The organism is Pseudomonas saudiphocaensis (assembly GCF_000756775.1).
Lineage (GTDB): Bacteria > Pseudomonadota > Gammaproteobacteria > Pseudomonadales > Pseudomonadaceae > Stutzerimonas > Stutzerimonas saudiphocaensis.
This window is the reverse complement of record NZ_CCSF01000001.1, coordinates 489,599-502,154: the sequence shown is the minus strand read 5'-3', so window position 1 is coordinate 502,154 and position 12,556 is coordinate 489,599. Positions and strand designations below refer to the sequence as shown.

General features: G+C 60.4%; 10 protein-coding genes, 4 tRNA genes and 2 pseudogenes. 6 read left to right on the top strand and 10 right to left on the bottom strand.

Annotated elements, in window-relative coordinates:
• Window positions 1-112 precede the first annotated feature (112 nt).
• From ligD to dinB, 3 genes are all read right to left on the bottom strand, one after another.
• A complete protein-coding gene (ligD, locus tag BN1079_RS02485; protein ID WP_037022083.1) occupies window positions 113-2,638 on the bottom strand; it encodes a DNA ligase D in 2,526 nt (841 codons plus the stop codon).
• 15 nt (window positions 2,639-2,653) lie between these two features.
• On the bottom strand, window positions 2,654-3,544 hold the full coding sequence (gene ku / locus BN1079_RS02480; RefSeq protein ID WP_037022082.1) for a non-homologous end joining protein Ku: 891 nt from the start codon (window positions 3,542-3,544) through the stop codon (window positions 2,654-2,656).
• A gap of 142 nt (window positions 3,545-3,686) precedes the next feature.
• Window positions 3,687-4,736, bottom strand: coding sequence for a DNA polymerase IV (dinB, locus tag BN1079_RS02475; RefSeq protein WP_171819315.1), 1,050 nt, complete (start codon window positions 4,734-4,736; stop codon window positions 3,687-3,689).
• A gap of 116 nt (window positions 4,737-4,852) precedes the next feature.
• Between dinB and BN1079_RS02470 the strand changes: the two genes are divergently transcribed.
• Complete coding sequence (locus tag BN1079_RS02470; RefSeq protein WP_037022079.1) at window positions 4,853-5,098, top strand: hypothetical protein; 246 nt, start codon at window positions 4,853-4,855, stop codon at window positions 5,096-5,098.
• 123 nt (window positions 5,099-5,221) lie between these two features.
• On the opposite strand, the gene BN1079_RS02465 is transcribed toward BN1079_RS02470, so the two are convergent.
• The 6 genes from BN1079_RS02465 to gltX form a co-directional block, all read right to left on the bottom strand.
• Window positions 5,222-5,671 (bottom strand): acyl-CoA thioesterase, encoded by a 450-nt coding sequence (locus BN1079_RS02465; protein WP_037022078.1) that lies wholly within the window; start codon window positions 5,669-5,671, stop codon window positions 5,222-5,224.
• Between the two features lie 212 nt (window positions 5,672-5,883).
• Window positions 5,884-5,959: transfer RNA gene (locus BN1079_RS02460), tRNA-Glu, on the bottom strand.
• Window positions 5,960-6,002: 43 nt separating this feature from the next.
• Window positions 6,003-6,078, bottom strand: a tRNA-Ala gene (locus BN1079_RS02455).
• A gap of 48 nt (window positions 6,079-6,126) precedes the next feature.
• Window positions 6,127-6,202: transfer RNA gene (locus BN1079_RS02450), tRNA-Glu, on the bottom strand.
• A 58-nt stretch (window positions 6,203-6,260) separates the two neighbouring features.
• Window positions 6,261-6,336: transfer RNA gene (locus tag BN1079_RS02445), tRNA-Ala, on the bottom strand.
• A gap of 242 nt (window positions 6,337-6,578) precedes the next feature.
• Complete coding sequence (gene gltX, locus BN1079_RS02440) at window positions 6,579-8,060, bottom strand: glutamate--tRNA ligase (RefSeq protein ID WP_037022077.1); 1,482 nt, start codon at window positions 8,058-8,060, stop codon at window positions 6,579-6,581.
• Window positions 8,061-8,314: 254 nt separating this feature from the next.
• Here gltX and BN1079_RS02435 point away from each other — a divergent pair, with 254 nt between their 5' ends.
• The 5 genes and pseudogenes from BN1079_RS02435 to BN1079_RS02420 form a co-directional block, all read left to right on the top strand.
• The gene (locus BN1079_RS02435) at window positions 8,315-8,731 is read left to right on the top strand and encodes a hypothetical protein (RefSeq protein ID WP_037022076.1); all 417 of its coding nucleotides are present in this window, start codon (window positions 8,315-8,317) and stop codon (window positions 8,729-8,731) included.
• 326 nt (window positions 8,732-9,057) lie between these two features.
• The gene (locus tag BN1079_RS02430) at window positions 9,058-10,143 is read left to right on the top strand and encodes a TRAP transporter substrate-binding protein (protein WP_037022075.1); all 1,086 of its coding nucleotides are present in this window, start codon (window positions 9,058-9,060) and stop codon (window positions 10,141-10,143) included.
• Window positions 10,144-10,251: 108 nt separating this feature from the next.
• Window positions 10,252-10,869 (top strand): TRAP transporter small permease subunit, encoded by a 618-nt coding sequence (locus BN1079_RS02425; protein ID WP_037022074.1) that lies wholly within the window; start codon window positions 10,252-10,254, stop codon window positions 10,867-10,869.
• 16 nt (window positions 10,870-10,885) lie between these two features.
• Window positions 10,886-11,077: pseudogene (locus BN1079_RS17775) on the top strand (C4-dicarboxylate ABC transporter); the annotation flags it as partial.
• Window positions 11,077-11,721, top strand: a pseudogene (locus BN1079_RS02420) (carbohydrate porin); the annotation flags it as partial. The pseudogenes BN1079_RS17775 and BN1079_RS02420, both read left to right, overlap by 1 nt.
• Before the next feature lie 33 nt (window positions 11,722-11,754).
• Here the strand turns inward: BN1079_RS02420 and pcaD are convergent.
• Window positions 11,755-12,543 carry a 3-oxoadipate enol-lactonase gene (gene pcaD, locus BN1079_RS02415; RefSeq protein ID WP_037022073.1) on the bottom strand — a complete coding sequence of 263 codons (789 nt, stop codon included), beginning with the start codon at window positions 12,541-12,543 and terminating at the stop codon, window positions 11,755-11,757.
• Window positions 12,544-12,556: the final 13 nt, after the last annotated feature.

Genomic DNA, 12,556 nt, shown 5'->3' with positions numbered 1-12,556 from the left:
TGTTCACTGAAACTGGCACACGTAATGCATTGCGTAAAGCAATCCAGTTTTGGGGTCCTCGGTACAGGCAGGCCGGGGCAACCCCTCTTTTCTTCGCAGCTCAGTACGATGCTCAGGGAGCATCAGCACCCAGCCTGCGCCACATCGCACGGGTGATCCGCTGTCGATTGGCGTAACCCTCCCATGGATCCTGCTCAAGCTCCTCCAGGCGCTGCTGCAGATTGCCTACAGTCCATTGCCCTGCGCTGCGCAGGCCAGCCAGTTCGTCCCGCGCTATCGGCACCGAAACCGGCAAACCCGGCCGCGCTCGCACCGAGTAAGCAGCCACCGTACTGGCGCCACGGCCGTTGCGTAGGTAATCCAGAAATATCTTGCCGACCCGGTTCTTCGGTCCGGATGTCGCCGTGAAGCGCTCGGGCAGCTGGCGCGCCATGAACTGCGCAACCGCCTTGGCAAAGGCCTTTACAGTGTCCCAATCGGCACGCCGCGCCAGCGGCACGATGATGTGGATCCCCTTGCCGCCGCTGGTCTTGAGGAAGGCTTGCAGGCCCAGCTCGTCGAGCACGGTCAGGGTCAGCTGCGTCGCCTCCAGCATGCTGCGCCAGGGCAATGCGGGATCTGGGTCAAGGTCCAGTACGAAGTGGTCCGGCGTTTCGATGCGATCACTGGTCGCGCCCCAAGTGTGGAACTCGATACAGCCCATCTGCGCCGCACCCACCAGCGCCGGCAAGCTGTCGATTTCCATCAAGCGCGCGTGGCCGGGGTCCAGAGCCTGGTCCAGATGCTTGATGTTGGGAATCGCCAGACGCTCGGCGTGCTTCTGAAAGAACTGCTCGCCGCCGACACCTTCCGGCGCTCGCAGCAGCGACACTGGACGATTGTTCAGAAACGGCAACAGCCAGTCGGCGATGGCTGCGTAGAACTCCGCCAACTCCAGTTTGGTAATGCCACTCTCGGGATCGATGACCCGCTGCGGATTGCTGATCGTCACCCCCGCAATCACAGGCTTGCCGCTCGCTTTGGCTGCTTTCCTTTTTGCGCCCTTTTCAGGCTCAGCTGCGGGCGTGTCGCCCGGCCGTTCACGGATGATCTGCGTGGCCGGCTTGTCGCTGCGCAGGGCGATAAAGCTGGCCTGGCGCACGATGCCTTCACGCGTCCACTCGGCAAACTCGACTTCGCCCACCAGTTGCGGCTCTACCCAGCTCACGCCACGGGCCTGCGCCGCACTCAGCTTCTTGGCCAAGGGTGAGTCGGCGCGAGCCAGTTTGTGCAAACGCTGGTGGATATCCTTGAGTGAGGCCTCGCCAAAACCGGTCCCGACCCGCCCGGCGTAACGCAGGCCGTCATCCTCGCTCACTGCCAGCAACAAGGCGCCAAAACCACTGCGACTGCCTTTAGGGCTGCTATAGCCGACGATAACGAACTCCTGCCGCAGACGGCACTTGAGCTTGATCCAATCCGGATTGCGGCGCGAAACATAGAGGCTGCCCGAGCGCTTGCCGATCACGCCTTCCAACGACATGGCGCAGGCGCTTGCGACGATGTCACGGTGGTGGGCGGTAAACGCATCGGAGAAACGCAGAGGCGTATCGTCCGTATTGCCCAGAAGCGCCTTGAGCTGCTCCCGGCGCTGCTCCAGAGGAGACTGACGCAGGTCCTGGCCGTTGATAAACGGCGCGTCGAACAGGAAATAGATGAGACCCTGGCTGCGCCCGACATCAAAGGCATTCTGCAGTTGCTGAAAGTCCGGCAGTCCCTCTTTATTGAGCGCCACCACCTCGCCATCCAGCCAACTGTCCTCCAGCCCAAGTTTGGCCAGGGCCTTGGCCTGCTGCGGCAGCCGCTGCGTCCAGTCATGGCCGTTACGGGTGAAAAGGCGCACCTCGCCGCCCCTGATACGGGCAAGGATACGGTAACCGTCGTACTTCACTTCGTATAACCAGTCGCCTTCCGGAGGGCGGTCAACGAGCGTTGCCAACTGAGGGGCCAGGCTGTCGGGAAACGCCGCTGAAACCTCACGGGTTTCCTTGGCTTTGCTCGCCGCCTTGCGCTTGGGCGCCTTGCTCGGCCCACCGACCAGGGTGCCGCTGATCACGCTCTGCGGCTGCGCCTCGACGATGTCGTATTCGTCGCTGGAGCGGGCAATGTCGTCACGTTCCTTGATCAACAGCCATTGCTGCTTGTCGCTGCTACCACGCAGGCGGGTGCGGACCAGCGTCCAGTCACCTGCCAACTTCTCGCCAACCAGGGTGAACTTGAGTTTGCCCGCGGCATAGTCCGCTGCCGGGTCACCCTGGGGCTGCCAAATGCCGTGATCCCAGACAATGACGTCTCCGGCGCCGTAACTGCCCTCGGGAATGCTGCCTTCGAAACCCGCGTAGTCCAGCGGATGGTCCTCAACATGCACAGCAAGACGCTTGTCACGCGGGTCCAGGCTCGGCCCCTTGGGCACTGCCCAACTCTTCAGGGTGCCATCCAGTTCCAGGCGAAAGTCATAGTGCAAACGACGGGCATCGTGCTTCTGCACCACGAAACGCAGTGCACCGGCCTTGCTGCGGCGTTTCCCGGGCCGCTCGGGCGGTTCGCTGGTGCGTTCGAAGTTGCGCTTGCGGTTGTATTCGCTCTGCACCCTGGCCACGGTCGTGCTCTCCGCTTATTTACGCGCGGCCCTGGCGGCGGGCTTGCTGGGGCTGGAACGCTTGCGTGCCGGCTTCTTCGGCTTGTCCTCGGAGGAGTCTTCGGACTTGGCCGCCGGCTTGCCGCCAAGGCTGCGCTTGAGCAGCTCGGTAAGGTCGATGACATCGGCGCCGCGACGCTCCTCTTCGCCCTCCACTTGCTCGACGGCCTCGATCTTGCCAGCCCTGGCCTTCTGCTCTACCAGTTCGAGGATGCGCTCCTGGAAGCTATCCTGATATTCCTCCGGTCGCCACTCATCGCTCATGTCCTTGATCAGGCGCTTGGCCATGTCCAGCTCGCTTTTGGCCAGCTTGGGCTGGGTTACAGCCGTACCAAGATCCAATGCATCGAGGCTGCGGACATCGCTAGGCCAGCGCAGCATGACCAGCACCAGGGCGGACTCCAGCGGAAACAGTGCTGCCAGATGCTGACGAGTGCGCAATACCACGTGGGCCAGCGCGACCTTGTCCGTGCTGCTCAGCGCCTCACGCAACAGGGCATAGACCTTTTCACCCCGGTTGTCAGGGGACAGGTAGTACGGGGTGTCGATGTTCTGCAGCGGTATCTGCTCACGGTCGACAAACGAAAAAATGTCGATCGTCTGGGTCGACTCGGGGTGAGCGGCACGGATTTCCTCCTCACTCAGCACCACGTAGCGCCCCTTCTCGTAAGCGACGCCCTTGACGATATTTTCCTTGGTGACTTCCTTGCCGGTGACCTTGTTCACCCGCTTGTAGCCAACCGGCTCCATGCTGCGCTTATCCAGCCAGTCAAAATCCACTCCTTTGGAAGAGCTGGCGGAAACCAGCGCAACCGGTATGTGGACCAGGCCAAAACTGATGGCGCCTTTCCAGATGGCTCGGGGCATGGCGATCGACTCCTGAAGCTAGCAATGACAGGCGTGGCGACCGTAGCTTTGGGGCCCTGCGCCCTGAGCTGCAGCCCACAATCAATCGACCATCGATCGGCGGAAATGGTTTTATCGGAAGGCCGAGCGGTGTACATGCGCGCTAGAACAACCGCAGCTGCTCGAAACCACTGCGCAGATCGATCAGGCGCACGCCCACCCCGATCAGCCGCACCGGGCGTTTGCCGCGGTCAAAGGCGACTGCCAGCAAATCGGCATAGTCCTCCAGCTCCAGACCAGCGCCTGCCTGCTCCAGAGTGGTTTGAGTGAAATCGTGGAACTTGAGTTTGACGAAGGGCTTGCCGGGCCGATAACTGCCATCGAGCCGCGCCATCCGCTTGCTGAGCTGGTCGAGCAATTCAGGCAGCCGTTCGAGACATGCGGCAAGATCGGGCAAATCGCGCTCGTACGTATTTTCGACGCTCACCGACTGCCGCCGACTATCGACCTGCACCGGGCGCTCATCAATCCCATGAGCGAGGCTCCACAAGCGCTCGCCGAAGGAGCCGAAATCGCGAACCAGCTCCAGGCGCTTCCACTGACGCAGGTCGGCGCAGGTGTGGATGCCCCGCTTGTTGAGCTTTTCGGCGGTGACGCGGCCGACACCATGCAGCCTGGAGACCGGCAGCTCACGCACGAAATCATCGACCTGCGCCGGTGTAATCACGAACAATCCGTCAGGCTTTTTCCAGTCGCTGGCGATCTTGGCGAGAAACTTGTTCGGCGCTACGCCCGCCGAGACCGTGATCCGCAATTGCTGCCAGACACGCTGGCGAATGTCCTGGGCAATGCGCGTGGCACTTCCGGAAAAGTGCTCGCAGCCGGTGACGTCGAGGAATGCCTCGTCCAGGGACAGCGGCTCGATCAGGTCGGTATAGGAGCGGAAGATGCCGTGGATTTCCCTCGATGCTTCACGATAGGCCTCCATCCGCGGACGCAGAATCAGCAGATCAGGACAGAGCTTGAGCGCATGGCCCGAGGCCATTGCCGAACGTACGCCGTAGGCGCGCGCTTCGTAGTTGCAGGTAGCAATGACACCGCGACGCTCAGCCAACCCACCTACTGCAATGGGTCGATTCGCCAGACTGGGATCGTCACGCATCTCGATGGCGGCGTAGAAGCAATCACAATCGATATGGATGATCTTGCGCACGCGTGAATCACTCACTGCCGCTGCGCTCCGTAGGGAACGAGGCAGGAATGTGATCTGTCATCAATACTGATGTCGAGCGGTTTCCCTACCCGCAGCCTGAACAATTGGAGGTTCACATGAAAATCCTGAACGCTGGAACACTGTTTCTTGCCGCCCTGTTCTGCATCGCCAGCGTGGCGCAGGCTCAAGGCAAGGATATGCAAACCGAACGCCCCGTGCAGAACAAAGCCAACAACCCGCACATCGAGGCCCGCGAAGAGGCCAAGCGCGAGCACATGAAAAAGCTGAAGCAGGATCAATACCGAGAGGATGCCAAGCAACGCAAGGATGCCGATATGAAGCGCCCCGAGAGCGGCGGATAACCAGGTCGATCATTCACGCCTGTTGCTTTTTAGGAACGGACTCGTCCGCGAGTTTTGGCAGATAAACCAAGGCTCGCGGACAAGTCCGCTCCTGATCTCGAGGCGTTCGCAAGCCAACTCGACTTACAGCTGTAATGGAAAAGGTTCGACCAACGCCTTGCCATAACCCTCAAGAAACTCCGGCGGCATCCTCTTCGGCTTGCCGCTGGTCATTTCGATACAGACGAAAGTGGTCTTTGCCCGCAGCAGCGTCACCTTGTCGGTGGGCCTGATCAACTGGAAGTGCCGCTTCATCTTCAGCCGCTGATCGGATTCGACAATCCAGGTACCCAGCTGCAGACGCTCCCCTTCATAGGCAGCGGCCAGGTAGTCGATCTCGTGGCGCACTACCGCCATCGCACGATTGAGCCGCTGATAGTCTTCCAGACCAAGCCCCAGGCTCTGCGAATGCTGCCAGGCGCATTGCTCCAACCAGGTTACGTAAACCGCATTATTGGCGTGTCCGAGCTCATCGATGTGCTCGGGCTCGACGCTGATATCGCAGATGAAGACATCAGGCTGATCCCAGATCATGCATACCTCTCATTCCATGCGCAGTGAATCACGTTCGGTGAACCTATCTTGCACGGCGCATAGGACAGCGTCATGCATGATTGATCATTCACGGACTTTGCCGCCCGCTGCGCCTGAATGTTTTCGGCAGCCTACTGGCTGAACTCCGCGCAAAACAAAAAGGGCCATTTCTTGAGAAATGACCCTTTGGTGCCCAAAACGGGCAAGAAAAATGGCGTCCCCTAGGGGACTCGAACCCCTGTTACCGCCGTGAAAGGGCGGTGTCCTAGGCCACTAGACGAAGGGGACGAAACCTTCGAGACGATCCGGCAATGCCGAAGCGCGTGGAAATTGGTGGAGCTAGACGGGATCGAACCGTCGACCTCTTGCATGCCATGCAAGCGCTCTCCCAGCTGAGCTATAGCCCCGGATTTAACGTCTCCCGACTCGCAATGCTCGCGCATCACTGCTGGATATGGCGTCCCCTAGGGGACTCGAACCCCTGTTACCGCCGTGAAAGGGCGGTGTCCTAGGCCACTAGACGAAGGGGACAAAACCTTCTGACGCGACCCGCCGTCTGGCGCGTCGGTGGCAATCATTACCCGAAGATTGGTGGAGCTAGACGGGATCGAACCGTCGACCTCTTGCATGCCATGCAAGCGCTCTCCCAGCTGAGCTATAGCCCCATCTCGTGGACGGGGCGCATATTAGGGGCGGACCGGCGTAGTGTCAACGAAATTTTCATCTGCTTGGTGAAGAAAATTTGGCATCAGAACAATCACTTACCGTAAACGGCCGATGCGGAGGCTACATCCCGCCGACCTGGTGACCACAAAAGTCCGCAGGCGCCTTGTCATAAGGCCTAACCTGCCCCACCACTGCATGATTCAGCCAGCGGCAGGCAGGCCTTCAGGCGCTGCGAGCTGAGTCAGCCCATGGCTGCCAGCAGCTTCTCCCACTCCTTCACTTCCTTCTTCGATGCACCACCCAGCAACTCCAGCGCCTGGCGCAGACGGAAGCGCGTCAGATCCGGGCCGAGAATTTCCATCGCATCGAGCACGGAGACCGAACTGGCCTGACCGGTGATCGAGGCGAACATCAGCGGCATCACATCACGCAGTTTCAGTTCAAGATGCGCAGCGACCCCCTGGATGACCTCGGTGATGCGTTCCTTGTCCCACTGGCGCAGTGCTTCGAGCTTCCATAGCGTCAGCTGCAGCACCTGGCGCACCTGAGTGGCATCAAGCTTCTTGTGCTCGAACAGGGCCGGATCAAGGTTCAGCGCACCAGAGAAGAAGAAGCCGGCCAGCGGAGCGATCTGGCTGAAGGTCTCCACCCTGCCCTGCACATGGGGTGCAATCTTCATCAGGTATCGGGGGTTCAGCGCCCACTCCTGCACCTGGTTGGCGAAGGCCTCGACGCTCAGCTCGCGAATCCACTGCCCGTTGAGCCAGGAAAGCTTCTCGATATCGAAGATCGGCCCGCCCAGGGACACGCGATTGATATCGAAATGCTCGATCATCTCCGCGAGGGTGAATTTCTCGCGCTCATCGGGCATCGACCAGCCCATGCGCCCCAGATAGTTGAGCATCGCCTCGGGCATGTAGCCCATGCGCTCGTAGAACGTCACCGAGGTGGGATTCTTGCGCTTGGACAGTTTGCTCTTGTCCGGATTACGCAGCAGCGGCATGTAGCACAGCTGCGGCTGTTCCCAGCCGAAGTACTCGTAGAGTTTGATCAGCTTCGGCGCCGAAGGCAGCCATTCCTCTCCACGCAGCACGTGGGTGATGCCCATCAAATGGTCATCGACCACGTTGGCAAGGAAGTAGGTCGGCAGGCCGTCGGCCTTCATCAGCACCTGCATGTCCATGCGGTCCCAGCCGATCTCGACGGTGCCGCGCAGCATGTCCTGCACCTGGCAAACGCCTTCGGTAGGCACTTTCATGCGGATCACGTGGGATTCGCCCGCTGCAATGCGCTGCTGCGCCTCGGCCGGAGCTATATGCATGCAATGGCCGTCGTAGCGCGGGGTTTCCTTGTTGGCCATCTGCTCGGCGCGCACCTGATCCAGGCGTTCGGCACTGCAGAAGCACGGGAAGGCGTGGCCCTTGGCGACCAGCTCGTCCGAGTACTTCTTGTAGATCTCGCCACGCTCGCTCTGCCGGTACGGGCCGTGCGGGCCGCCAACGTCGGGGCCTTCATCCCACTCAATGCCCAGCCAGCGCAACGCATCATAGATCTGCTGTTCGGACTCGCGGGTCGAGCGCAGCTGGTCGGTGTCCTCGATACGCAGGATGAACTGACCACCGTGCTGGCGGGCGAAGCAGAGGTTGAACAGCGCGATATAAGCGGTGCCGACATGCGGGTCGCCGGTAGGCGACGGCGCGATACGGGTACGAACAGTGGTCATGAAGGCTCTCGGAAGAACGGAAATCGAAGAGCGGATGTTAGCAGGCGACGGGCTGCACGCTCCAGCCAAGGGCCGCGCTGCAGCCGGTTTGCCTTCAATTGGAGTCGGCTATTGCCGGTCGAGCACTGCGGGCCGTTCCGACGACAGGTTCTCAACAAACGGCTCGGCCAACCGATAACCCGGCATACAGGTTTCAGCCGCAAGCTCTTTCACATGCGGCGCCGCCAACACAAGCACCTCAGGGGAAGCCCGGCATGCAACTGATCGACAACAAGGCACTGATCGACGAAGCCCTGCGGCAGTCGGCCACGCTCACGGGCGATCGCTTCGATCATGGCTACTGGCTGAGCAAGGTCGGCGATGTGAAACTGGTGATCATCTCCAAGCCGGAAGTGCTTTTCGATCTCTCGATCAAGGTCTTCATCCCACTGGCGCCGGGACAGTCTCCGTCGGCAAGCTACGACGACGGCTGGTTCAACTGGCATTTTCTGGGAAGCAAAGGTGCACTGGTGACCATTGCCAGGGAAATTCTTGCCAGCGCCATGCGCAACCAAAAATCTCAATCCCCCACCCTCCAGGCCTGGAGGACAGCACTGGCTTCCTTCAAGCGCAGCGAACAGACCATCGCTGTTCTGGAGAAGAAACCACAACAGGATCTGGCTGGCCGCTAAGCCGCTTCGATCCTGCTCTTTGTATCTGCGCCCGCACCCGTCCAGAACTTTGGACTACCTTTCCAGTTTTTTGGACATTCATAGAAAAGCGTTGCCGGGAGTGTCTGCCAAGCTGGACTCGGGGCCGGCCTGCATTTGCACAAACCGCTCTAGCTCGCTACTTACAAGCGAGATCCAGAGTCAGGCACAGAACCTGCTACGTAACCGATGCCAGACGCCGGAGCGCTTGAAAGAGCGAGCAAGCGCGCTGCGCTTGATAGCCTGCCGCCATCCAGGTCTGCAACGTTTCCGCTTACCAGAACAAAAACAAAATTAAGGAATTCGCAATGTCGATAACAAAAAAGCTTTCCCGCCTTGCCTGCGCCACCGGTGCGACCACCGTCCTGAGTGCCTGCCTGATCAGCACCAACGCAGCCGCAACTGAAAAAATACGCTGGCAAGTGCCGCTCGCCTTTCCTTCCCACCTGATCGGCCTGACCACACCGGTTAAACACCTGTCTGAATCGCTCAAGGCCGTTTCCGGTGGTGATATCCAATTGCGCTACTACGAACCCGGCGAGCTGGTACCGCCCTTTGAGATCATGGACGCCGTCAGCAACGGCAAATACCCAGCCGGCTATACCTGGATCGGCTACGACCAGGGCACCATCGCCGCATTGCCACTGTATTCCGGTGCACCGTTCAACCTGGAGCCGCCGGCCTATCTGGCCTGGTACTACGAAGGTGACGGCAAAAAGCTGCTCGAAGAGATCTACGCTCAGCGCAATATTCACCCGATGCTGTGCAGCATCATCGGTCCGGAAGGCGCCGGCTGGTTCGCCAACCCCATCGAGAAGCTGGAAGACTTCGACGGCCTGCGCATCCGCTTTGCCGGCATCGGCGGCAAGATCCTTGAGAAGCTCGGTGCCTCGGTGACCATGGTGCCGGGCGGCGAGATTTACCAGGCGTTGGAACGCAAGACCATCGACGCCACCGAGTTCTCGCAGCCTGCCGTCGACAAGATGCTGGGCCTGGATCAGATCATCAAGAACTACATCATGCCGGGCTGGCACCAGACGCTGACCACTTCTCATCTGCTGGTTAACAAGGGTGTCTGGGACAAGCTCCAGCCGCAAAGCCGTGCCCTGATCGAGATGGGCTGCGAGTCCGCCACGCTCAAGGGCTTCGCCGAAAGCGAATGGGCGCAGCCGACCGCCCTGCGCGATTACGAAAAGCAGGGTGTGAAGGCTCAGGTACTGCCTGAAGAAGTGTTGCGCGAGCTTGAGCGCGTAACCAACGAAGTGCTCGACGAGATGGCTGCCAAGGACGAGATGTTCAAACGCGTGCTGGCCAGCCAGCGCCAGTTCATGAAGCATCACTCCATCTGGCACGGCAAGGGCTACCTACCGCGCGATTTCTACCGGTACGAGTAAGCGTCCGAGTCAAGGAGCGCAGCGCCGCTGTGCTCCTTATTTCAAGCGGGCCGTTGCCGTTCCTGTTTAGTGGCGACGCCTGTCCGTGCTCGATTTGCCGAGGTCGTCATGTCCTTTCATCCCGCTTCTCCTGATGACGCAGTGCCCGCCCCTGTCGCCCAAGCTGCGCTGCCCCATAACCGGCTCTCCTACTGGCTGGACAGGATTCTGGTCGCAATAGGCGAACTCAGCGCCTGGCTCTGGGTGCTGTGTCTTTTGGTTGTACTGACGAATGTGTTCAGTCGTTTCGTGATGTCACGCGGCTCGATTGCGTTGGAGGAGTTGTCCTGGCACCTGTTTGGCGCTGCCGTGCTGCTGTCCCTGGCTTACGCCGTGGTACGCGACGATCACGTACGCGTCGATGTGCTGAGCGAAAAATTCAGCCTGCGCAGTCGGGCCATCATCGAGTTGTTGGGGATCGTGTTTCTTGCCCTGCCGATCGTGGTGCTGATGGTCGACGCGCTGATTCCCTTCGCTTACCAGTCATTCGTTTACAACGAGCGCTCGCAGGCGCCAAGCGGCCTGCCGCATCGTTTCATTTTCAAGAGCGTGCTCCCTCTGGGCTTGCTGCTACTGGCCCTGGCCCTGTTCTCCAAAGCCACGCGCTGCAGCACGCTGCTGTTCAATTTCCCACGGGCTTTCATGGCCCCTTCGAATGGCCGGAATCACGGCCATTCGCAGCCCTGATGGAGTAGCCGTAATCATGGGTCTGGAACAAATCCTCGTTATCGGCATGTTCGCCAGTTTCATGGTGTTTCTTCTGCTTGGTTTCCCCGTAGCCTGGTCACTGGCCGGCATCGGCTTGCTGTTCGCCATCCTCGGTTACGTCCTGGTCGAGCACTTCGATGCCGACCTCTGGTTCACCTGGGAAGGCACCATTGGCGTACTGGACGCGTCGGCGGCTTCGATACCAACCCCGGCGGCGAGCTGGAGTTCGGCATCAGCTATATCGACGAGCCCAGCGGCGATAATGAAAACAGCGGCTGGGCGGTCACGCTGCAACACGAGCAGGCCGGCTTTCTGGGCGGCAAGAATACCTTTGCCGTTCAGTACGGAGAGGGACCGGGAACCGGGCTTGGCTACACCGGTGACACCAGCCTCGACAGCAGCGACAAGAGCTGGCGGGTGGTGGAGTACTTCGATTGGGAGTTTTCGCCTCGATTCACCGGGCAGCTGTCGGCGATATATCAGAAGGACAAACGCTCGAACAGCGCGGACTCGGAATGGATTTCCCTCGGGGTTCGGCCGGTCTACGCCTTTACCGATACTTTCAAGTTGGTCACGGAGCTGGGGCACGACCGGATCAACACCCAGGGCGAGAACAGAAAGCTGACCAAATTTACCATTGCGCCTACCTGGTCACCCAACGGGCCAGGCTTCTGGAATCGCCCGGAATTCCGCCTCTACTACACCTATGCGGTATGGAACGATGCAGCGCAGGACGCCGCAGCACCTGGCACCGCGCTTTCAGATTCGGGCAGCTTTGGCGGTGACCGTCACGGATCCAACTTCGGTGTGCAGGTCGAGCACTGGTGGTAGTCAGTGCTCTCCGAGGCTGGGCCAGGAGCGCGCTCAGGCGCGCAGGAACTCCAGCACCTGCTGACTGAACAGCTCCCCTGCCTCGACGTTGGACAGGTGAGCCGCTTCGAGCTCCAGCAACTTGGCGCCAGCGATACGCGCCTGCATAAAGCGGCCATCTTCGGTGGTGGTGACCGGGTCCTGGCTGCCGCAGACGATCAACGTCGGCACCTGGATCGCGCTCAGCTGCTCGCGGTAGTCGGCGTCACGCACAGCAGCGCAGTTGGCCGCATAGCCTTCGGGCGAGGTGCCGGCAATCATCTGGGTGATGCGCTGCGCTTGTGCTGGCTGCTGCTCGGCGAACGCCGGGGTGAACCAGCGGGCAATGGAGGCATCGCGCATATCACGCATGGTCTGCTCGCCGCCCTTTAGCACGCTGTCGATACGCTCGTTCCAGCCATCAGCGTTGCCGATCTTCGCTGCGCTGTTGCAGATCACCAGCCGCGTCAGCCGCTCACCGGCGTTGATGCCCAGCCACTGGCCGATCAGCCCGCCCATGGACAAGCCGCAAAAGGCGAAATGCCCGATGCCCAGTGCATCCACCAGCCCCAGCACATCACGCCCCAGCTGCTCGATGCTGTAGGGGCCCGGCGTGACCGACGAGCCGCCATGGCCGCGGGTGTCGTAGCGCAGCACGCGGAAATGCTCGCTGAAGGCCAGTGCCTGGGCATCCCACATGTGCAAATCGGTGCCCAGCGAATTGGAGAGCACCAGCACCGGTGCATCGACCGGGCCTTCAAGGCGGTAATTCAGTTCACAGTCGTCAAGTTTTACGGTGGTCATGGATAACCCCATC